15 protein-coding genes are annotated in these 22,233 nt (G+C 69.6%); 9 read left to right on the top strand and 6 right to left on the bottom strand.

Annotation, left to right across the window (positions count from 1 at the left end; genetic code table 11):
- Window positions 1-404 precede the first annotated feature (404 nt).
- Both WME75_RS31955 and WME75_RS31950 read left to right on the top strand, forming a co-directional pair.
- The gene (locus WME75_RS31955) at window positions 405-1,277 is read left to right on the top strand and encodes an STAS domain-containing protein (protein WP_437478994.1); all 873 of its coding nucleotides are present in this window, start codon (window positions 405-407) and stop codon (window positions 1,275-1,277) included.
- A 34-nt stretch (window positions 1,278-1,311) separates the two neighbouring features.
- On the top strand, window positions 1,312-2,067 hold the full coding sequence (locus WME75_RS31950) for an SAM-dependent methyltransferase (protein WP_437478993.1): 756 nt from the start codon (window positions 1,312-1,314) through the stop codon (window positions 2,065-2,067).
- A gap of 9 nt (window positions 2,068-2,076) precedes the next feature.
- Here WME75_RS31950 and WME75_RS31945 read toward each other — a convergent pair whose 3' ends face one another.
- Entirely contained in the window at window positions 2,077-2,391 is a 315-nt protein-coding gene (locus tag WME75_RS31945; protein WP_437478992.1) for a hypothetical protein, read from the bottom strand.
- 89 nt (window positions 2,392-2,480) lie between these two features.
- On the opposite strand from WME75_RS31945, the gene WME75_RS31940 reads away from it, so the two are divergent.
- The 4 genes from WME75_RS31940 to WME75_RS31925 are packed head-to-tail and all read left to right on the top strand — an operon-like array spanning window position 2,481 to window position 11,608.
- Window positions 2,481-4,967, top strand: a complete 2,487-nt coding sequence (locus WME75_RS31940; RefSeq protein WP_437478991.1) for a type VI secretion system Vgr family protein — start codon at window positions 2,481-2,483, stop codon at window positions 4,965-4,967.
- Between the two features lie 19 nt (window positions 4,968-4,986).
- Entirely contained in the window at window positions 4,987-6,429 is a 1,443-nt protein-coding gene (locus tag WME75_RS31935) for a hypothetical protein (protein WP_437478990.1), read from the top strand.
- 2 nt (window positions 6,430-6,431) lie between these two features.
- On the top strand, window positions 6,432-10,535 hold the full coding sequence (locus WME75_RS31930; RefSeq protein ID WP_437478989.1) for a nucleic acid/nucleotide deaminase domain-containing protein: 4,104 nt from the start codon (window positions 6,432-6,434) through the stop codon (window positions 10,533-10,535).
- 14 nt (window positions 10,536-10,549) lie between these two features.
- On the top strand, window positions 10,550-11,608 hold the full coding sequence (locus WME75_RS31925; protein ID WP_437478988.1) for a WD40 repeat domain-containing protein: 1,059 nt from the start codon (window positions 10,550-10,552) through the stop codon (window positions 11,606-11,608).
- 29 nt (window positions 11,609-11,637) lie between these two features.
- On the opposite strand, the gene WME75_RS31920 is transcribed toward WME75_RS31925, so the two are convergent.
- From WME75_RS31920 to WME75_RS31910, 3 genes are all read right to left on the bottom strand, one after another.
- Window positions 11,638-13,449 (bottom strand): DUF2169 domain-containing protein, encoded by a 1,812-nt coding sequence (locus WME75_RS31920; protein ID WP_437478987.1) that lies wholly within the window; start codon window positions 13,447-13,449, stop codon window positions 11,638-11,640.
- Between the two features lie 207 nt (window positions 13,450-13,656).
- Window positions 13,657-15,144: a hypothetical protein gene (locus tag WME75_RS31915; RefSeq protein ID WP_437478986.1), complete on the bottom strand. Its 1,488-nt coding sequence runs from the start codon at window positions 15,142-15,144 to the stop codon at window positions 13,657-13,659.
- Between the two features lie 11 nt (window positions 15,145-15,155).
- Window positions 15,156-17,369, bottom strand: a complete 2,214-nt coding sequence (locus WME75_RS31910) for an SUMF1/EgtB/PvdO family nonheme iron enzyme (RefSeq protein WP_437478985.1) — start codon at window positions 17,367-17,369, stop codon at window positions 15,156-15,158.
- 496 nt (window positions 17,370-17,865) lie between these two features.
- Here WME75_RS31910 and WME75_RS31905 point away from each other — a divergent pair, with 496 nt between their 5' ends.
- The 3 genes from WME75_RS31905 to WME75_RS31895 all read left to right on the top strand — a co-directional run bounded on the left by WME75_RS31905 (window position 17,866) and on the right by WME75_RS31895 (window position 21,648).
- The gene (locus WME75_RS31905) at window positions 17,866-19,290 is read left to right on the top strand and encodes a porin (protein WP_437478984.1); all 1,425 of its coding nucleotides are present in this window, start codon (window positions 17,866-17,868) and stop codon (window positions 19,288-19,290) included.
- Between the two features lie 276 nt (window positions 19,291-19,566).
- Window positions 19,567-20,394, top strand: a complete 828-nt coding sequence (locus WME75_RS31900; RefSeq protein ID WP_437478983.1) for a hypothetical protein — start codon at window positions 19,567-19,569, stop codon at window positions 20,392-20,394.
- An 876-nt stretch (window positions 20,395-21,270) separates the two neighbouring features.
- Window positions 21,271-21,648 (top strand): hypothetical protein, encoded by a 378-nt coding sequence (locus WME75_RS31895; protein ID WP_437478982.1) that lies wholly within the window; start codon window positions 21,271-21,273, stop codon window positions 21,646-21,648.
- Window positions 21,649-21,671: 23 nt separating this feature from the next.
- Here WME75_RS31895 and WME75_RS31890 read toward each other — a convergent pair whose 3' ends face one another.
- Complete coding sequence (locus tag WME75_RS31890) at window positions 21,672-21,857, bottom strand: hypothetical protein (RefSeq protein WP_437478981.1); 186 nt, start codon at window positions 21,855-21,857, stop codon at window positions 21,672-21,674.
- A 9-nt stretch (window positions 21,858-21,866) separates the two neighbouring features.
- Entirely contained in the window at window positions 21,867-22,004 is a 138-nt protein-coding gene (locus WME75_RS31885) for a hypothetical protein (protein ID WP_437478980.1), read from the bottom strand.
- Window positions 22,005-22,233: the final 229 nt, after the last annotated feature.

The following is a 22,233-nucleotide window of genomic DNA, read 5'->3' as shown; positions in this document are numbered from 1 at the left end:
CGTCGCTCCGAGCGCCAGAACGGCAGTCGGTCGCCTCCCGATGCTGGTAGCCTGGTTGCATCGGAGACGGAGCCCTCGCTCATGCCAGATCCGTCCCTGCAAGCCGCGCTGCGGGCCCACCGGGTGCCGTGGTTGCGCCGCTGCACGCCGCGTTTGTCATGGAGCACAGACGGCCAGGATACTGGTATGTAGAGAGACGGCACGGGGGCGTGAGGCCGCATCTCGGTAGGGGGAGCGCCTTGCGAAGTCACGACATTCGTCTGCATGACGAGCAGATCGCGGCATGGCGCCGAGATCCGCTCCAGTCTGGCGCACAGACAAGCTTGCGCGGCCCAAGGGTGATCTATTTCTCTACTTCGTGAGCATTCATACGACATGGCCAAGGCCAGGGAAGCGGAGGTCCTATGCAGAGCTGGATCGACCCGGAGCGCCAGGCGCTGGCGAAGAGCGCCGCGAAGGTGCTCAAGGACAACGTCGTGCACAACCGCAGCGGCCTCCCGCCGTTCCGGTTGCCGCAGGTCGCGCAGCAGCTCCTGGACGCGCTGTTCCAGTTCATGTCCGCCGGCGACACGGCGCCCGTCCTGTCGCTCGGGCACAAGCTCGGGCAGCAGGGGCTCGGGCTGCGCGCCCTCCTCGGGCTGAGCCGCGCTCTTCTGCGCCAGGTGCTGGCGCGCCTGCCCGGAAACGCGCCCGGAGCGCTGGAGGAGGCGGCGCGCGTGAACGACTACCTCACGCTGCTCGTGGACGCGGTGGCGGAGCAGGAGAGGCGCGAGATCGGCGTCCAGCGCGACGAGATGCAGCTCGCGCTCGAGCGCGCGATACAGAACCGCGAGCGCGAGCTGCGCCGCGTGATCCTGGAGCTCTCGACGCCGATCATGCCGGTGTACGACCACATCCTGGTGCTGCCGCTCATCGGAAAGCTCGATACAGAGCGAGCGAGCAGGATCACCGAGTGCCTGTTGCGTGACGTGGTGGACCGGCAAGCGCGCACCGCGATCCTCGACGTGACCGGCGTGCCGGCGATGGACGCGGAGGCCATCGACGCGCTCGTGCGCACCGCGCGCGCGGTCGACCTCCTCGGCGCTCACCCGGTGCTGGTCGGCATCCGCCCCGAGATAGCCCGTGCGCTGAGCGAGCAGGGCGCCCACCTCGCGGGCATCGTGGTCCTGGCCAACCTTCAAAGCGGTATCGTCTATGCGCTGCGGCGCGAGGGGCTCGAAGTGTGCGCCAGTCCGCTCGCGCAGCGCGGGGCTGCTCGCCTGTCCCGCGGCCGCTGACGAGCGCACCGCGACATCGCTCTAGGAGGGGACCATGGAGATCGACACCACAAAGCCGCATATCGGTCGGGTTTACGACTACGTCCTCGGAGGACACCACAATTACGAGGTCGATCGCCGCGCTGCCACGGAGATCATGAAGCTCGTGCCGACCTATCCGAAGTGGGCGAAGCTCAACCGCTGGTTCATCCAGCTCGTGGGACAGCAATGGTCCGAGGCGGGTATCACGAGCGTGCTCGACGTCGGCTCGGGGCTACCGACGCAGGGCCACCTCAACGACTATCTGCCCGAGGCGCGCATCCTGTTTTCGGACATCGACCCGGTGAGCGTGATCTACGGCGAGGAGATCCTCGCTGACAAGCCGAACATGCGCTACCTCCAGGCCGATCTGCGAGATCCGTCGCCGCTCCTCGCGGCCGCGGCGCAGTTCTTCGGCGCAGACCGCCGCATCGCGCTCGGATGCATCGGTATCATGTACATGATGGACGAGGAGAGCTCGCGCGACCTCCTGCGGAAGATGCACGCGTTCTGCGCCCCTGGCAGCGTGCTGGCCCTCAGCTTCCTCGTGCCACGCGGCGCCTCCGCGGCGCACCACCTGAACAGCGCAGGGGCCCTCGCCGGGATCAAGGTCTACCCGCGCACGCCCGAGGAGATGGCGGCGCTCATCAAGCCATGGAAGGTGCATGCGTGCCGGCCCCTCGCGGCGTGGCTCGACCTCGAGGACTTCCTGACCCAGGAGGAGTACGAGTCGAGCCCGTTCGACATGCTGGGCCTGATCGCGCACCACTGAACGTGGATTTCACGCCCAGGGGAGCACGAGCAGAACGAACGCTTCAACGGTGTCGTCAAGGGCCATCAGCGCAAATGCAGCGCCCAGGGACTTCTGAAGGCGCTTGATGACTACGAACGCCGTCGGAAAGCTGAGGACAAGAACGAGCGGGAGCAGGTCCGTAAGAGCCCGCCGAGGATCGCAATTGCCTCGCGTTCTGCTGCGACACGCCCCTCGTCTCGACTGGATCGGGGCGCCGGCGGCCTTCCGACGAGCGCCGCCCGGCAGCCCCTCACGGACAATGCACGGGTTCAGCTTGACGAGCGCGCAGCAATCGTTTTTCATGGGTCGAATCACCGGACCGATGCCCGGGGGAAGCATCCGGTCCGCCCGACGTCCTGCTGCCCTCATGAGCCCCGAGGAGTGGACCCGCCGTGAGCAGTACGGATTTCACCTTTGCCTGGGAGGGCGCCTCCGGCGTGGAGGGGCCCTGGAGCCACCTGCGCGTCGCTGCATTCCGCGGCTTCGAGTCCATCTCGATCCTTTACCGCTACGAGATCTCCTGCCTGGCCCGCGAGCCGGCGCCCGAGGTCGACCCTGGCGAGCTCATCGGCGCGAGCGCGACGCTGCGGGTCTCGACCTTCACGACCCCGGCGTACCGGGTCGTGCACGGGATCGTGGTCGAGGCCGAGGAGCTCGGCCAGGTGCATGACGGAGTGCTCTACCGCCTCGTGATGATGCCCCCGATCGCGCGAGCGCTGCACCGGACGCGCTGCCGCATCTTCCTCGAAAAGACCACGCGGCAGATCATCGAGGCGGTGCTCCAGGGCGATCCTGACCTCTCGCTGGCCGGGGGCGCTTCGGTGCAACCTGACGGAGGCGATGACACCGCGTTCACGCCAGCGCGCGAGCTCTTCATCTGGCGTGTCATGGACGCGGCGCGCATCGATAACGTCGCCACACGTCCCTACTGCGTGCAGTACAACGAGAGCGACTTCGCTTTCGTGTCCCGCCTCCTGGAGGAGGAGGGCATTTCCTACCACTTCGAGAACGGCGACGGCACGTGCTTGCTCGTGCTGTCGGACAGCGATGGGGGCCGCGCGCGCCTCGATCCCTTCATGCCGGTCGGCCCCGGCCTCTCTGGCCGGTCCGTCTCCTCGATGAAGCTTGGAGCGCGCCTGCGGCCTCGCAAGGTCTCCCTGGTCGACTACAACTGGAAGCAGCCCGCGCTCGACATGTCGGTGCTGGTCCCCGGCAGGCCATCGGCGGTGGATCTGGTCGATCACGAGTATCCGGGCCGCTACACCGAGGCGCCGACCATGGGTCAGCCGCTCGCCGCTGCGAAGCTGGAGCGGCTCGGCGTCGAGGCCAGCTATGCGGTCGGCGAGGGGACGTGCCGGACGCTCGCAGCGGGCAGCGTCTTCGAGCTCGATAACGTGCAACCGCGGCATGAGGGCGAGTATCTGGTCACAAGGATCGAGGCGCAGGGCGAGCAGCAGGGCGTCCTGTCGCCGGGCATGGTCGCCGCCATGCCAGCGATGGGCGTTCCCTACGCCGTGAGGTTCGAGTGCGCGCGGCGCGGGAAGAAGGGCGCCGTCTCCGAGTCGGGCTTTCGACCGGCGCGCATGACGCCGCAGCCGCGGATCCAGGGATCGCAGACGGCGTTCGTCACGTCCGAGCCCGGCTTCAAGGGGGCGGAGATTCACGTGGGAGGGCCGCCAGGCGCGGAGATTGGCTGCGTCCGGGTGAAGTTTCACTGGGACCAGGATACGGCGCGGCACGCAAAGGAGCCGACATCGTGCTGGGTGCGCGTCAACCAGGTCTTCGCGGGCGTCGGGGAAGGCGCGGTGTTCCACCCGCGCGTGGGGGTCGAGGTGATCGTCGACTTCGAGGAGGGCGACCCCGACAGGCCCATCATCGTGGGTCGCGTGTACAACGGGAAGAACCGGCCCCCCGGAGGGGCGCCCACGGTGAGCACATTCAAGACGATGTCGAGCCCGGCGACGGGGGCGTTCAACGAACTCACGTTCGACGACACCGCAGGCAAAGAGCAGATCAAGATGCACACGCCGTACAACTGGGACTCGGATGCCGGAAACGATCGGACCGAGAAGGTCGGCAACAACAGCGCCTCGACGGTCGGCGTCGACAGGAACGAGAGCACCGGGGCGAACCGGAGCACGATGGTCGGCGCGAACAACACGGAGGTCGTCGGCGCGAACGAGTCGGTGATCGTCGGCGCGAATCGGAGCGTGGCGGTCGGCTCCAACCAGAGCAGCACGATAGGGTCCAGCCAGAGCACGAGCGTCGGCGTGGACCAGACCACCGAGGTCGGAAGCAACCAGAAGCTGAAGGTCGGCGCCGACCAGACCGTCGACGTCGGAGCCAACCAGACCACCACCGTGGGCGCGGATCAGACGCTCGCGGTCCACGCCAACCGCACGGAGACCGTACACGGCGATCACAGCGAGGCCGTGCAGGGAAGCCACACCGAGCGCGTGAGCGGCGACGGCGAGCGGACCGTCGGAGGAAACCAGAAGACCCACGTCGTGGGCAACGTCGACGAGACGGTCGATGGGAGTCGTTCTGTCACGGTCCGCGGGACGATGAACCACGACGTGGACGGCGACGTGATCGTGACGGCCAAGGCAGCGATGACGCAGCGTGTGGCGGCCGCATACACCGTCGAGGCCAGCGGCGACGGCAAGATCGACGCCGGCGGCAAGCTCGATCTGCTCGCGGGTGCGGACGGGACCCTCCAGGGCGCGAACGTCTCGGTGACCGCGCAGGGGGAGATCGTGCTCTCGGCCGGCGGGGCAGCCATCAAGATCAGCGGAGCCGGCGTGGAGATCAGCGGCCCCTCGGTCAAGGCGACCGGCGGCTTCGTGGACATCAGCGGCGGTGTCGTGAAGATCAATTGAGCCGCGGAGCGAACGCGCGATGCAATCCATATCCGATGCGCTCAGCTGTTTGCACGACGATGCCGCGTGGTTCACTCGTGCGCGCGAGCTGCGGCTGCTCGTCGTCCGCACGTCCGGCGACCTCCGCGGCGCCGTCCTCGACCTGCTTCCCGGGTTCGAATTTCACGCGGACAACCGGAGCCCCTGGATCGTCCTCGACGACGCGAGGGTCGGGGAGGACGCCGGCTGGATGGCCCGTTCGAACCGGCTCGCGGCGGCGTGGGAACGACGGCGCGAAGCCTACGCGCGCGACGGGATCGAGGTCGGAGCGGTCCCGCTCCCCGCGACTGCCTCGTTGAGGCAATCTGCCACCGCCGGACCGAGCCCGTACCTCTCCGTCTTCGAGCTCATGACGGGCGCCGTGCTGCGCGCCTCGCGTGAACCCCTGCGGGGGCTCGTGCTCGTCGTGGCTCCGACGATCGTCGACGACGCGAGGGCGCTCGACGAGGAGGTCGCGCGGCTGCTCGCTGCGCGCGAGCTGGCGGCGTGTCGCATCGTCCTCGTGCTCGATCTGGACGAGCCTCCGCCGAGGCGAGCGATGGCGGTCGCCGGACCGCTCGCCGTCGAGACCCGCTGCGCTGTCGAGCCTCGGCAAAAGCAGGCGGATTTCACGGCGTTCCTGGCGTCGGCGCCCGACGGCGCGCGCGCCTCCGGGGGCGTCGTCGGGCCGCGCGGCGTGGCGCCGCCGAGGCGTGTCGACGCTCCCCCCGAGCTCCCGCGCGAGCAGCGCGATGCACTCCTGCGCGGCGCGGGGATCAACCCCGCGTTCGTCGACGAGTCGGCTCGCTTCCGCGATCAGATCCTCGGCGCGGCCCTGGCCATGCAGCAGGGGCGTGGCCCTGACGCCATCGCGCAGCAGCGGAGCGCGTGCGACCTGGCGGCCAGCCTCGATCTTGCCGTGGTCGAGGTGATTTGCCGCGTCACCCTGGCGAGCTATCTATCGGCGCTCGGCCGCCCCGAGGCTGCGGTCGACGAGCTCGAGCGGGCCGTGAGCGTCGCGCGCGCGCACCGGCTCCCGCAGCAGGAGAGCCAGGCGCTGCTCGCGCTGGGGCTCGTCCATGCCCTCGGGCAGCGGTTCACGGACGCGGCCCGCGCGTACGTGAATGCGGCGCGGACCGCGGAGGCAGCCGGCTCGCCCCTCCTTGCCATCGAGGGCTGGCGGCTCGCAGGGCAGCTCGGGCTCCTCATCAACGCGGAGGAACAGGCCATCGACTGCCTGAAGGAGGCCGTCCGGGTGGCTGCAGACAGCGAGCCAGACGTCGCGCAGCTATCGAGCGGCCCCGAGGCGGCGCGTCGCCTCGCTGCGCTCTGCCGCGCGCGGGGGTGGCGCGTCCAGGCTGCGTCCCTGGAGGAGCAGGCAGATCGCCTCGAGAGGGGCCGAACCACAGCCAGCCCGACGTCCGTCGGGACATCCGGAGGTTGAGCATGCTGGCCAGCAGCTTCTTCGACCTGGTCCTCGGCCTGGACATCCATTTCGAGATGGTGCCCACGCCGGCGCCGCTGCCGTTGCCCATTCCCAATCCGTTCACGGGCATCATCTTCGACCCGATGGGGCTCGCCGCCGGCCTCGTGCTGGGCAACCTCGTGGGCGCCGTCTGTGGCGCACCGCCGACGGGCCCCGTCGTCTACTGGGGCTTTTTCCCTGCGACCAACACGGGCACGGAAGCGATCCACATCCCTGGCCACATTCTCTTCCCGCCTGGTGTCGCGTGGGCGCCGTTCCCGAAGACGCCGAAGCCCGTGATCCACCCTGGTGAGGTCCCGGCGCCTGCCCTCCCCATCAAGCCCGAGAACGACGCCATCTGCGTCTTCGGCTCGAAGACCGTGACCGTGATGGGCTCGAACGCCGTGCGGTTCGGCGACATCTTGCTGAGCTGCTCCGAGCCGATCCGGCTGCCGTCGTCCATCGTGCTCGCGATCCCCAAGGGAGCGCCGATCCTCATCGGCGGCCCGCCGTCGCTCGACCTCATGTCCGCGGTCATGGCCTCGCTGCGCACTCGCTTCGTCAGCGATTCGCTCCATGCCCTTGTCAGCCGGCTCCGCCCGAGCCGGTTTCGCAATTTCCTGCACCGCGCGGTGTGCTTCTTCACTGGTCACCCCGTCGATGTAGCGTCTGGCAAGGTCCTCACGGAGGCGGTGGACGCCGAGCTCGGCGGACCGATGCCGCTCCGCATCGAGCGGATCTATTCTTCCGCGTGCGCCTCACGGCGTGGCCCCTTGGGCTACGGATGGAGCCTCTCTCTGGATCAAGCGATCTGGACCGAGCGCGGCAAGGTGGTCCTGCTCGCTGAAGACGGCCGGGAGATCGAGTTCGACACGTTCGACCACCCTGGTCACACGCTGCCCCCCGGCGAGGCGGTATACCATCCCATCGAGCGGCTGAGCCTGCGCTGCCTGGGCGGTAGCCGCTGGGAGCTCGAGGCCCGGGACGGGACCGTGCGCGAGTTCGCCCCGGTGCCGGGGCGCCCGGAGGCGAGGGCCGCCTTGCAGCGGATACGCTCGCGGTGTCGCAACCACGAGATCCTTCTCGCATACGACGCCAGAGGGCGACTCGAGTGGGTGCGAGACTCGGCGGGGCGGCTCGTCGGATTGGAGCACGATGACGAGGACCGCCTGGTCGCTCTGAACCTGCCGCTCCCGCGCGGCCGCGGCTTCGCGGCGCACCGGCGGTACCGCTACGACGGCCAGGGTGACCTGGTCGCGGTCAGCGACGCGCTCGGCCACCAGTGGCTCTTCGAATACGTGACGCACCTGCTCGTGCGTGAGGCGGATCGCAACCGCCTGTCGTTCTATTTCGCCTACGACGGGCTCGGCGACGACGCCTTCTGCGTTCGCACCTGGGGAGACGACGGGATCTACGACCATCGTCTCCAGTACGACAAGCGCGGGCGGGTGACCGTCGTGACCGATTCGCTCGGGAACACGACCCGTTACTACATGAACGTCGTCGGCCTGGTGACGAAGGTCGTCGACCCGCTCGGTGGAACGACTGAGTATCAGGTCGATCCCATCACGCTACAGCGCACCAGGGAGGTCGATCCTGCAGGCGTCGCCATCGAACGTCGCTACGACGATCGCGGGAACCTCGTCGAGCTCGGCGACGGGGCGGGCTCGAAGGTGCAGCTGGAGTACAACCGTGGCGATCGACCCGTCCGTGCAGTCGACGCCCTGGGCGGTGAGTGGCGGTGGGAGTACGACGAGGACGGCAACCTCGTGCGTCGCGTGAATCCTCTGGGCGAGGCGACGCACCTGACCTGGGACCGTGGCTTGCTGGTGGCGCTGGCGCTCCCGGATCGCCGCAAGATCCACGTCGAATACGATGAGCGCAAGGAGATCTGCGAGGTACGCTCGAGCGGCGGCGGGAAGAGCACGTGCGAGCGCGACGAGCGGGGGCGCCTGATCTCCGCGTGCGATCCCCGTGGCGCCGTCGTGACGACGTCCTACGATGCCGAAGGGCGCGCGCTCGAGCGGCGAACCCGGAGCGGCGCCGTGCAGCGACATCGGTACGATCCCGAGGGTCACCTCGTCGAGATCGACAGCGACACGCGGCGGGTGAAGCTCGAGTACGGTCACTTCCACCGCCTCGTTCGACGGAGGGAAGGCGGCGGGGAGATCAGCTTTCGCTATGACAGCGAAGGTCACCTGCTGGCGGCCCGGAACGAGTTCGGGGAGCAGTACCTGTTCACCTACGATGCAAGCGGCAACGTCGCGACAGAGACGCGCTTCAGCGGCGCGACATGGCGCTACCGCCGCGACGCCGCCGGACGCGTGAGCGCCCTCGTCGACCCGACGGGGCTCACGTCCACGATGACCTACGACGCCGCGGGGCGCCTCGCCCGGGTCGGCCACGGCGACGGCACGTTTCTCGAGTTCCGTTACCGCGTCGATGGCGAGCTCGAGTGGGCCAGGAACGAGCACTCCGAGACGTCGTGCCACCGCGACGCCATGGGACGTATACTCGCCGAGGCGCAGCCAGCCGGACGCGTCGTGTCCACGTATCTCCCCGGTGGCGCGCGGCATCGAATCGAGTCCTCGCTCGGCGCCAGGTGCACCATCGTCCACGAGGCTGGGCTGGGTGCGCGCGCGCTTCACCTGGGTGATGGAGCGTCGCCTGAGGCGGTCATCGCCTTCACCCGGGATCCCATGGGAGCAGAGCTATCCCGCACCCTGCCAGGAGGCATCGAGCTACGGTGGGACCGTGACATCGCGGGGCGGCCGCTCGCGAGACGGACATCCCGGGTCGACGGCGGCGCCGAGCGTCTCGACGCCCGCGCTTACCGGTGGCGAGGCGAGGACCAGATCGCCGCGATCGTGGACGAGGCTCGTGGGGTACGCACATTCGAGTATGATGGTGCAGGCCGTCTGCTGAACGAACGCTCGCCCCGGGGCGACGTCGCGCGACCTGTCCGGAGCTTCACCGCGGATGCGTTCGCCAGGGAGCCAGGCTCTGCGCGCTTCGGGCCCGGCAGCCGGGTCACCGAGCGCGCGGGCGTTAAATACACCTACGATGCGGCTGGCCGCCTGCAAACGAAGGAGCGTGACGGCCTGCGGTGGTCGTTTCACTGGAACGGGCACGGTCTGCTCCGACGCGTTGAGCTGCCGGACGGGCGGGCAGCGCTCTTCGAGTACGATGCGTTCGCACGGCGGACGGCGAAGCGGATCCTCCGGCGCGGGGGCTCGGGAGAGGAGGTGGTCGACTCGGAGACACGGTTCCTGTGGGACGGCCATACCCTGCTCCATGAGATCACGAGCGATCACGGCACGACGACCTGGTACTGGGAGCCGGGACAGTTCGCGCCGGTCGCCCGCGAGCGTCATGGCCAAGTATGGAGTGTGATCCCCGATCACCTGGGCGCCCCGACGACCCTGTTCGACGGCAGGGGCGTCCAGGTATGGGCTGCCGAAGCGGACACAGTCGGACGGGCCGCCGTCGAGCGGGGATCCCCGGAGGACTGCCCCTGGCGGTGGCCCGGGCAATACGAGGACCCGGAAACCGGCCTGTATTACAACCGCTTCCGCTACTACGATCCCGACGCGGGGAGCTACGTCTCCCCCGATCCCCTGGGTCTACTCGCCGGGACGGGGGAGTATGCTTATGCTCCCGACAGCCTGGTGTGGTTCGACCCGCTCGGTCTGATCGTGCTGAAGCAAGCTCCGTACGACGACCACCCCTTGTTCGGCGCTGTCAGTGAGTTCATCCAGGGGAAGAGCCGGAGCGACCTTCGCGGTCGTAACGTCGCTGCCGTGCTGCTCGACGACGGAACGGTCATTGTGCGCGCCAGCGAGGGGGGCGGCAATCACGCCGAGCGGGTGCTCATGGGTTTGTCGGAGGTGGACGCGGCGAAGGTCGTGGCCGTTTACACGGAGCGGGCCCCTTGCACGGGCCGCATCAACTGCCACGATCTGCTGGACTCGAACCTGGGCGCGGATGTGCCGGTGTACTACACGCACGAGATGATCCGAGGTCAGGAAGGCAAGACCGCTCAGCAGATCGAGGCAGACCGCAACCAATTTTGTCGAGGAGGGTAGGGCCTGTGCGCGTCGTGACCGATGTCAAGATCGGCAGTCCAGTGCGCTGCGTGCGCTTCGACGCGTCCGGTCGGTACCTCGCGGTGCTGCCCGCCTCGACCGACAACGTGGCCGTCTTCGAGCTCGACGGCACGACGCTTCGCCCCCGGGGCCATCTCTCGACCGCCATCGCCGTCGATGTTCCCATGGCCACCCTGGCCTTCCACCCGCGCGACCCGATCGTCGCGCTCGCGAGTCAGGACCGGCTGCTGGGATTGTGGGACGTCGCCCGCGCGACCTCAGCCGCAGCGCTGGGCGATTTGCAGCAGGCGGATGCGACCCGGGAGCGCGGGTACTGGGGCCTGAGCTTCTCGGCGGACGGCCAGTTCGTGGAGTCGCACTCCCTGGGGCGCGGGGTCGGGGAGCGATTCGACTGGGCGACCGGGCAAAGGACGTCCACCAGGTTCGGCCCTGGGGGGCCGATGGCATTGCACTCCGAGGGGCGCATCCTCGCTGTCTGCAGCGTCGCGGAGATGGCGACGACCACCTGGTTCGCCGAGTGGCTGGCGAGCGGTGTCCGGTGGTACTCGGCGGAGCTCGTGTGCTGGTTTCCGGTGACGCGCGTCGTCTTCGGGCCGGGTGCCGTGGCGTTCGTCGGCGGCTCGGGCGCGACGGCGGTGCAGGTCCACGATTTCCCCTCATGCGACGTCCGCTTCGTCACAGAGCTCGATCCGAATCCGGACGACGTGGAGTTCCCCTGGGGCGTGAGCGAGGCGCTCGCCTTCACTCCGGGCGGGGAGCGCCTCTTTGCTCCCGGCGCATCAGGCGAGGTACTGGCGCTGGACGCCTCGACGGGCGCGCGCCAGACCACATGGCAAGCTCACGCGGGCCTCGTCACGACCCTGGACGTGCACCCCCACGCGCCGCTCGTCGTCTCTGGCGGCGCGGATGGAGTGGTGGCTCTCGCCCACGACCCAGGGCTCGCCTGGACGCGACGGGCGAACCCTGGCGAGTCGGACGCGTTCATCTCCCGGTTCGCCCCGCTGTTGGGCAACGAGCCGAACCGAGGCCCGTGCACGGTCATCGAGCCCTGAAAGCCGGCAGCACTCCATCGAGACGCCGCTCAGCCCATTCTCGCCGCTCGTAGCGCGTCTGGCGCCTTGCCCGCCATCCTCGTGTCCTCCGCCACTCTCCTCGTCCAGCACCGCACGATGGGCATCAGCGCTGGCCTCTGGATCCGCAGCGCATCCAGCGCTGCGTCCGCCTTCCCTCTCTCGAGGCCCACGACGATCCGCAGGTACTCTTCCATCGTGATCGGCCCGCGAAAGGCCTCGACGCGCGCCAGGTAGGCGTCGTCGTACGCCCTGCGCAGCGCCTGCTTTCCGGCTCCGGCCTCCTCCGCGATCGCCGCGCGCCACCGCCGCTCGTTCTCGCGCCACGCGCGCTCGCCGAGTCCATGTGCCTCCAGCACCCCGGCGCGCTCCGCGCGTCCCTCGGCGATCTCTGCTGCGATCGCTGCGCACTGCTCGATCGAGAGCTCCACCTGCGTCGGTTCAGGCGCCGCCGCAGGCGCCTCGGAGGCAGGTCTCTCTGCGACCGCGACGCCTGGTTTGCTCGCGAGGACCGCCACCTCGGCCCCCGCCAAGGGTCCGAGCATCGGCGGCTTCTTCACGACCCGACCTGCAGCTGCCTGTATCTCTTCGACCATGGCCGGCGGAGGTACGTCGACGTGCGCGCGCGCCACGGGGCCGAGCGCGCCGCGCGCGTGGTCATCCAGCGGTGAGGCAGGAGTCTCCGTCGCGCGCGGTAGCTCCTGCCGGAACGGCATCACTGGCTCGAGCGTCGTCTGGACGTCCGCATACCGCAAGAAGGTCGTGCCCGTGCCCGCGTCCTCCTCGCTGTCGGTCGGCCACGGTGCCCGGGATGCATGCCGTTCCTCGTCAGGGCTCACGGATGCGTCGTCGAGGCTTGCTGGCACAAAAGGGAGCGCCGGTCTCGCGCTTCGCTGCGCTTGAAGCGGCATCATCGTCATGGCGACCCCCTCGCTCGAGGGCTCGGTGGAAGCACCGGAGACGACCGCGTCCCCGCCTTCTGCGCCTAGCTTGCCCATGAGGAACGGCGGCGCCGGCGCGGCCAGGGACAGCGTCGAGCACGCTTCCTCGTCGTCGCTCTCCGCCGTCACGGCTACGCGCCCGTCCTCCCCGGCGTGCGCGAGCACCACCACGCCGCGCCAGACCAGCATCGCCAGCCCTCGATCGGCGTCGATGGTCAGCGTGTCGCAGCGCAGCCGCAGCTCCTGCGGGGCCGTGTTCTTTCGCTGCACGAGCGCCCTGGGCACGACGCGCGAGAGGCGCGTCGCCAGGCGCGCATGTCTCGGGTGCAGGAGCTCGATCACCATCGGTTCGTCGCCCGCGAGCTCCGGGAGCTGCTGATCCATGGAGGCCGCGTTGAAGAACGCGCCGTCCACGTCCTCGGGCAGCGGCTGCGTGTTCCACGCCCGATGATCCCATGTCGCAGCGTGGCGCCCGAGCATCGCGGTACGCGCGGATCGTTTCGGCGCGATCGGGCCGAGTCCGAGCAGGTCTGCTTCCGCCCGCTCCGCGCGAACCTCGACCGCCTTCTCGAGTCGTCCAACGACGAGCCGCGCCACGGCCGCGTGCGTAGAGGGTCCACGAGGCGCGTGCGTGTGCCCGACCACGAGGACGTCAACCCTCCGCTTGAACGGCGCGAGATCGTTCGCAGCGCGTATCCGCGAGGGATCGTCGTCCCTGTAGACGTCGTCCTCCCACGGCGGTTCCTGCTCGGCGGCGAGCGCCGATGTCCCTGGATGAAGCTCGTAAGTGGCTTTGCACACCACGGTGAGCGCGTGCGCGCCCGGGCGTGGCTGCCAGGGCACACTGGACACGCGGAGCGGGCAGAGCGAGACGACGTCCATGTGCGGTGAAGGCTAGCAGCTAGCCCGCGCCGATTGCGGCCGGGTGGTCGGCGGGCGACGCTCTCGCGATCGCGTCCGCTGTCGTCGCGCTCCGCGGAGAGGAGGGCAAGCTCGGTGGTGCGGCGATGCGCGCGCCGCTGCCGCTCGCACAGCTCCTCGCTGCGGTAGAGCCGGAACAGCGCCGGCAAGCACCACGTCTCGTGGAACCTAGCTCGGCGGGGCCCCCGGGCGCCGCGCGGCGGGGCCTCCCTCCTCGGGCCGGTCCTGCCGGTCTTTCTCCCCGAGGATCGCCTTGGCCGCGCTCGTCCTCGCCGCCCCGCTCGCCACCGTCGCGTGGTCGACCACCCAGTGTGCGTCCAGGAGGTCCAGGTACTCGAGGTCGAGCTGCCCCCCGGAAGGCAGCATGAACACCGCCGAGATGTGCGCGTGATGGAGCACCGCCTGCACCATCTCCCGCGGGATGTAGAGCGCCGCGTGCGTGAAGAGGTGCACGACCGGCGTGCGCGGGTCGTGGTGCCGCGTCAGATCGAGGTCCGTCGCGAGCTCGGCGAACACGCGCGCCGGGTTCCTGCCGCGCTCCCCCTTGAACGACAGCAGGTGCGCCGTGGGGAGCTGGCCGTTCTTCGCGCGGTGGAGCTCGTAGAGGCGCGCGTCGAAGAAGCGGAACGCCACGTCCTCGCCCTCGAGCAGCAGCCGCTTGCCCGTGGCGATCGCCATCCCGCGGGCGAACGTCTGGCGGTCGCCGCGCATCGAGGCCGACGCGTCGATGAGCAGATAGTGGATGCGCCGCTGCTCGTCCCGGCTCTGCTCCCGGGCGAAATAGAGCACCTCGTTGTCCGCGATCCGGCGCGCGAGCTCCACGTCGTCCCAGGCGAGCTCCGTCAGCACCATGCTGTCGATCGAGCCGCGCGTCCCGAGCCCCGAGTAGCCGTGCGCCGCCGTCGTGCCCGCCGCCGGGCGCGTCTTCGTCTCGAGCACGCTCGGCAAGATCTCCAGCGAGAAGTTCACGATGTCGTTCGCCTCGGGCGACGAGAGCGCCGCGAGCAGGTCGACCTGGGCGAGCGCCCCGGCCGACGCCTCCGAGCCCAGCATGCCGAACAGGCGCAGCGTCTCGATGTCGAGCGCGTCCGACATCGTGAGCACGTAGAGCCGCGAGACCTCGAGCGCCTCCAGCGCCCGCTGCTCGAACTCGCGCCGCGCCGACAGGAACAGGCCGCGGAGCTGCGGCTCGATCCCGTCGAACAGCGCCGCGTCCGCGGGGAGCATCGCGCGGTAGGCCGGCGCCGCGTGGGTGCGCGCCGCGACCGCGCTGAAGAGCCGCGAGAGCACCACCGTCACGAGGTCGTCGCTCATCCGGAGCTGCGCCGCGCAGCGCGAGGCCTCGCTCTCGGCGAGCTCCCGGAGCACCGCCCGGTACCCGTCCAGGATGCGCTCGGCGTCGCGGAGCCGGCCCGCGAGCTCCCTCGCGTCGCAGCGCGGGCCGATCTCGATCTGCTCGCGCGGCGTCGAGAAGAGCAGGCCCGCGTCGTGCACCAGCGCGAACGGCAGCACCACCCCGAGCCGCTCCAGGCTCTGGTGCCAGCGGATCGCGCGCAGCGCGAGCGACGAGCTCAGGGGCCGGACCTGCGAGAACGCGAGCGTGCCGAGCGGGCCGGCGATCGAGGGGTTCGCGAGCTGCGAGGCGGGGACCGGCACGGCGGGTTCGCCTACAGGTTCGTCACGCAGCGGAGGCCGATGCCCGGCGCGCTCGCCGTCGCGAGCTGGTGGTAGCGGAACGCCGGGTTGAGCCAGAGCGAGACGCCGCCGTTGTAGCCGCCGCCCCGGATCGCCTTGCGATCGCCGGCCGGCGCCCCCTTCGGGTTCACCTGCTCCTCGTCCTTGTAGGTCTCGAACCAGTCGGCGGTCCACTCCCAGACGTTGCCGACGACGTCGTCGGCGCCGAACCTCGTCTTGCCCTTCGGGAACGAGCCGACCGGCGCCGTGCCGAAGAAGCCGTCGTCGCCCTCGTACATGCGCGTGCTCGGCGTGAGCCCGCGCGCCTTCTCCCACGCCGTGCACTCGGTGCCGCACGCGTTCATGAAGGTCCGATCGCCGGGCGCGTCGCCCCAGGGGAACTTGCGCCCGTCGGAGCCGCGCGCCGCGTACTCCCACTCGGCCTCGGTCGGCAGGCGCTTGCCGTGGACGTCGCAGTAGGCGTCCGCGAGGCTCCACGGCACGCAGTTGATCGGGTGCTTCTCGAGCTCGGGCTTGCCGAAGGTGCAGAGCTCGGCGAGGGCCGTGAGCGTCTTCTCGTGCTCGGCGTCGGACACCCCGTCCGCTCTCGGGAAGTCGGGCGTGGACGGCGGCCGCTTGCACTCCCCCTTGTCCGAGCACGCCTTGTAGTCGCCCGCGGTCACCTCGTGGATGTCGATGCAGAACGTGTCGAGCGTCACCTTGTGCGCCGGCTGCCACAGCTTGAACGCCGGCTCGTCGGAGCCCATGAAGAACTTGCCGCCCGGGACCAGCACCATGCCGGAAGGGCACTCGGTCCGCCGCGCGGGCAGCGCCGCCGGCGCGGCCGCGGCGCTCGCCGTCGGGGCCGCCGCGGCGGACGCGGTGGCGACCGGATCGATGCGCGACGCCTCCGGCGCGGGCGGCTCGGAGCGGAGCAGGCTCCAGGCGATCGCGCCGCCGGCCGCGAGCGCGATCGCGCCGCCGCCGAGCGCCAGCGCGCCCCTCGACCTCGGCGCCGCCGTCGCCGACGACCGCTGCGTCGACGCGTCGTTCGCGGTGCCGCTCGTGGTGCTCGGGCCGACCGCGGCGACCGTCGGCGACGTGGCCGCGCGCAGGGACCCCGGCGCCGTGGAGGGCGCCGCCATGGTCGGCGCGATCTGCGGCCAGGACATCCGCGGGGCGGAGCCGCGGGCCGCCGTCGCCCCGGAGGGGGGCGCGAGCGAGCCGCCGCCCGTGGCGAGCGCCCAGCCCGGATTGTCGGGGAAGACGGCCTGGTGCAGCGCCGCCCAGAAGCGGCCCATGGTGGGGAAGCGTTCCGCCGGCGCGACGGCGAGCGCCTTCGCGAAGACCGCCTCGACCTCGTCGCTGACCGTGAGCCCCAGGGTCCGCGGGGTCGGCCGGCGCGACGGATCGCGGCTCGCGACGGCGAGCTGGAGATAGTCGTCGCCTTGCAGCGCCGGCGCTCCGCCCAGCATCACCTCGACCATGATGAGCGCCATCGCGAACACGTCGGTCCAGGGCCCGGTCGCCCCGTGGGTGCGGCTGAACTGCTCGGGGGCGCCGTAGCTCGGGGTGAACGCGGTGATGTCCTTGCCGGTGTGGGCGAGCGCCGTCGCCGCCGCCGCGTGCTCGGCCATCACCTTGGCGATGCCGAAATCGAGCACCTTCACGAAGGTGGAGGCGTCGCGCGGCGGGCCGATGACGAACAGGTTCGCCGGCTTGATGTCGCGGTGCGCGATGCTCCGCGAGTGCACGAGCTCGAGCGCGATCGCCGCCGACTCGAGCAGCGCGACCATCGCGTACAGATCGCGCGGCGGCGCGTCCTGGGTCGTCTCCTCGTGGAGGACCCGGTCGAGCGGCTTACCGTCGAGCCACTCGAGGACCATGTAGGGCAGCCATTGCCCGTCGGGCGCGTTGAACGTGCCGATGTCGCGCGCCTGGACGATGGCGGCCGATCGGCTGGAGAGCTCTGCCATGAGCTTGCCCTCCTGGATGAACGCCTGGAGCAGCTGCTCGCGCTGCTCGGCCGGCGCGTCCGCGAGGAGCGTGAAGCACTTGAGGGCGACGGGCTGCTTCCAGATGATGTGCTCGGCCCTGTAGACGACGCTGAAGCCGCCTTCGCCGACGGCTTGCTCGATCCTGTACTTGTCGGCGATCAGGCTGCCGGCGATGTGGAGCGGATCGCTGCGGTCCGGGTTCTGGCTCATGAGCTCTCTACGCGCCGCGACGGGGCGCCGATCGGAGCGCCTCGTGCGTGGTCGGGGCCATCTTAGTGGCCCCGCGGTCGGTTGGAACTCTTTCGCGCGATCCGGCGTCCGCGCCGCCCCGGCGCCGCCCTCCACCGCCGCGCCCGGCGACTGCCGGCGAGCGCTGCCGGAGACGGTCCTCGGTGTCCGGCATGACGGATGTTTGAAGCAGGTGTTGGCGCGTACATTCCTGCGTTTTGGCGCTGCTAGTGCCATCTTCAGGATGTCTTGACAGCCTCGACCGTCCGTTATATTGGACAAGGACACGGTGGCTCCCTGCTGGCGTCGCTGATCCCAGCGGGGCGCTCGTGGCTGCTGTCCGGTGTCTGCGCGTGTGGCGTGAAGCGCAGGCCTGGGAGCGAGGGTCCGCCGCCTGCGAGGGCGTGGTGCGCCTTCGCGCCGGCGGCCTGTGCCGGCTGGACGCGCAGCAGAGGGTCTGATCCGAGGATAAAGACGCTTGAAATCGATCAACCGAACGAAGTCGCACACGGTCCGCGCGGCGGCAGCGCTCTCGCTCTTCGCCGCCGCGCTCCCCTTCCAGGCGTCGGCTCAGGAGCCCTCGGCGCCGCCACCGGCACAGGCGGCTGCGCCGGCGCCTCCGGCGGCGCAGGAGGCCGGCGCGGCGGCTGCTGTCGAGCAGCTGAGTCGCCGGGTCGCGGAGCTCGAGCAGCAGCAGCGCGCGCTGGAGGAGCGCCTCGCCGCGGAGCGCCGGGCGGCCGCCGAGAAGGAGGCGGCTGCCGGGCAGAAGCGGGAGGCGAAGGACAAGGGCGGCGGCGTCAAGGTGACGGCGGCCCCCGGAAAGGGCTTCACCGTCAGGGCGGCGGATGACAGCTTCTCGTCCACGATCCGGGCCCGCGTGCAGATCCGCGAGACCCTCACGCACACGGCGGAGGACGACACAAACGAGATCAACATCAAGACGGTGCGCCTCACGACGAGCGGTCATGTCGTCTCGCCCGACCTGAAGTACAACGTGCAGCTCGCCTTTGGCGGCAACGATTTCGAGAAGGACAGCGCCTCTCCGGTCTTCGACGCCTTCGTCGAGTACACGGGGATCCGCGATCTCAACGTGCGAGTCGGCCAGTTCTTCGTCCCGTTCGACCGGGCGCGGACCACGCGGGAGTTCACGCTCCAGCTCGTCGATCGCCAGATCGCCGTCCGCGAGCTGACCCTCGATCGCGACGTCGGTCTGATGCTCTCGTCGCCCGATCTCTTCGGCCTCGGAGGCCGGATCTCCTACAATCTCTTCGTGGGCGGCGGCGAGGGGCGCAACCGCTTCGGCGGCCAGAAGCACGGCCCGCTGTTGGCCGCGCGGCTCTCGTTCCGCCCGTTCGGCGCCTTCGACGACGACCAGGAGGGCGACCTCTCGCGCGAGGCGAGGCCCCGGCTCGCGATCGGCGTCGCGGGCGCCTACAACCACCAGACGAACCGCCAGAACAGCACCTACGGCACGACGCTCTCGCTCGGCGCGGCCGACTACCTGCATGGCGCGGCCGATCTCGTCTTCAAGTACGCCGGCTTCTCGCTCTCGGCCGAGGCGGTCGCGCGCCACGCCGAGAGGGACTCCTTCGAGGGTGAGATCGACGGCGCGCCCGCGCGGCAGTGGACCCGGTCGGGCTACGGCTACTTCGTCCAGTCGGGCTTCCTGCTGACCGAGCGGGTCGAGGTCGCCGCGCGATGGGACCAGATCTTCGCCGAGCGCGGCACCGATCCGAAGCTCGTCGAGCTCGTCGACACGCAGGGAAAGCAGGTCGGCGGCGGGCTCAACTACTACCTGAACGGCTATGCCCTGAAGCTCCAGGGCGACTATTTCTACATCTTCGGCAAAGACGCCTCCGAGGGCCGCCACGTCGGTCGCCTCCAGCTCGACGCCACGTTCTGAAGGGGGGAAGGGCCGCGCCTGGGGAGCGCGGTCTCCGGAGGCCTGGAGAGCTCGGCGCGTCGCGCTCGTGGCGACTTGCGCGCTGGCCTGTGCGCGGCCAGGCCGGCCTGGTCTGGCCGGCCAAGACAGGCCGGTCCAGGTCGGTCCAGGCCTGGTCAGAGGCATGCACGGGGCATTGGAGAGCGCGAAACCCGAGGTGTCGCGCGTGGCTCCGTTCTTGCCATGGCGCGCCTTCCCGGCGCAAACGATTGTGCCGTTTCAGGGAAGGAGTTCACCATGGCCCGTTCATTCACCTCCCAGGATCTCGTCGCGCTCCCGCGCCTCAACGCCGCCGAGTCGGTCGTGCTCGCCACGGAGCTCATCACGGTGGCTGACGCCAGGGAGCGGCGGCTCAAGCCGAAGAAGCTCCCGGAGGCGATCGGGCGCTCGAAAGGGCGCCTGGTCGCCGCGGTCGCCACGCTCGAGGCGCTCACCCGGCCGCAGGGGGGCGACCCGGTGGAGACGAAGACAAAGCCGAAGGCCGATCGTCTCCTCGACGGCGCGTGGAGCGCGACGTTCGACTGGCTCGGAGGCTGGTGCAAGCTCCCGCCGGAGCGGAACCCGAGCCTCGATGAGGCGAAGGATCTCTTCAAGATCCTTTACCCGGACGGCCTCTCGTTCACCCGGCTCCCGTACAAGCTCGAATGGAAGGAGTCGAAGGCGCGCCTCGACGCGCTCCGCGGCGCGCGGCACGACAGGACGTTCAAGAAGCTCGGCGGCGAGGGGTTCCTCGCGCACCTGGAGGAGGCGCACGAGGCCTACGGCCGGGCCCTGCACATCACCGCGCCGAAGCCCGAGAGCGCTCCGACCGGCGACGTGCGCGCCGCGTTCATGGCCACGCTCGCCGGGCTTCGCGACTATGCGACCCGCGTCGCCGCGCACGCGGACCCGGACGTGCCCGGCAGCGAGGAGGTCAGCGCGGCGCTGCTCGAGCCGCTCGCGGCGTGGCAATCGCGGCCGGTGGGCTCGAACAGCGGCGCCAGCGATGTCCCCGAGACGCAAGCCGAGCCTGCCGCGCCGCCGGAAGCGGAAGCGGAAGATGAGCCCCTGGCCGATCCGGCGTGAGTCGTGCCTGAAACTGTGATTCGGCTCACGTTGTCATAAAAAGTCAAGCAATCTTCATAAGATCCATCTCCGCGGACCAGGACGCGTTGTGGTCGTGGGCGAGCGCGCTCGCGATGGACCAGGACGCGTTGTGGTCGTGGGCGAGCGCGCTCGCGAGGGGACCAGGACGCGTTGTGGTCGTGGGCGAGCGCGCTCGCGGGGGGACCAGGACGCGTTGTGGTCGTGGGCGAGCGCGCTCGTGAGGGGACCAGGACGCGTTGTGGTCGTGGGCGAGCGCGCTCGTGAGGGGACCAGGACGCGTTGTGGTCGCGGTCGAGCGCGCTCGCGAGGGGACCAGGACGCGTTGCGGTCGCGGGCGGGCGCGCTGGTAGTGGTCAATTTTGACCAACCGGCCCGCCGCAACCTTGACGACTGGACGCCGAAAGGGTGGTCAGATCTTGATCCATGACAGGACTGTCATGTGGCGCGCCGTGAGGCGGTCGGGCAGACCGCTCCGGCATGCCCCTGTACGGCACACCGTACAGTAACAGTGTACGCGTATGCGTAGACTGGGCACGACCCGTGCCAAGAGGCCCACCTACTTGGGTTCGCTCGATGGCGCTAGCGCAAGTGGATTTTTGATACGTCGTGACGTATATGCAGTTGTAGACACTAGCCAAGAGGTAGATCATGGACGGCAGCACGAGGACGGCGGCCACAGGCCAACGACGGGACAGTGCGACTAGCGCTGTGGAGGACTCCCCTGAACGACGTCGTCCGCGCAACCACGCCGCGATCGCTCGCCTAGATGCCATGTTCGCCGCTGCACCTCCGGAGTGGCAGGAGTTCTTCGACGAGCTTGACCGGCGCGATCCGAAAATGAGATAGCGCGCATGGATGCTGGAACTCGAGGAGTTGCATGATCTCTGCGACCAGGCCGAGTCCCGGTCGAAGTCTCCATGGGATAAGTACCCGTCCAGTGCAGACCTCCGCAGATGCATCGACGAGTCGGAGAATCTAGCCGGCTTTGCGCCCACGGTTACGGAAGAGGTCGCGGCGCTGTTCTTCGCTCTCAGCTTCAACGCGGGCCTGCTAGGCGATGCCGCCGGTCAGTTGCCGGGTCGCGCGTTCTACCAGCAGGCAGGCGTAAACGGCATGTATTTGATGCGAGCCGATTTCAAGCGGCTCCGCGACATGCAGGACGAGATCGCCGCTGGGGATAAGACCTGGGAGCAGGTGCGCGACTGGTTTGAGGCCCATCTCCGCGCTCGCTAACCTCACCGAGCGCAGGGTACTGCTCAATTTTGAGCAATGGTCACTTCGTCGTCCTGTCGGTCGATTACATGCCCGAGTTCAACGCGTAGCACCGTCTCTTCCTCCATATCACACCCGTCCCGCTTCATGAGCTCGATGTGCGCCAGGTGCGCCTCCGGGATGACCTGCATGGACAGGTCGTCGCCATCCTCTCGCAGGCAGACGTCCACCTCGCCGCACTAGGCGACGCGCTCCACGCTCACCACCATCCCCGCGCGCTCCGCAAGGACGAAAGAGCCCACGGCGGGCACTTCCGAGAGGTGCAGCCGCTTGGTGATGGCGCGACCGCCGTTCTCCAGGATGAGCCGTACGCGCATGCCGCGACCCTACCACGCGCACCGCGCGGGCCGCTGGCGCTCGCGACCCACGACGCGAAAACGCCGTCAACAGGCTGTAATCGCGCATGCGGGCTAGGACATCCACTGTTCGAGCCACACCGAAACGCCGAGAAAACAAGTCGTTTAGTGCTATCTTGCAGGGTACTTAGCAAAGCGCCCTGCCCCCGGCTGGAACCCGGAGACAGGGCTGCAACACACCCTGTGTGTG

Origin of the sequence: Sorangium sp. So ce1014 (genome assembly GCF_051521505.1) — a bacterium.
Taxonomy (GTDB): Bacteria; Myxococcota_A; Polyangia; order Polyangiales; family Polyangiaceae; genus Sorangium.
Note: the sequence above shows the minus strand (reverse complement) of the source record. Positions and strands in the feature narration are given on the sequence as shown.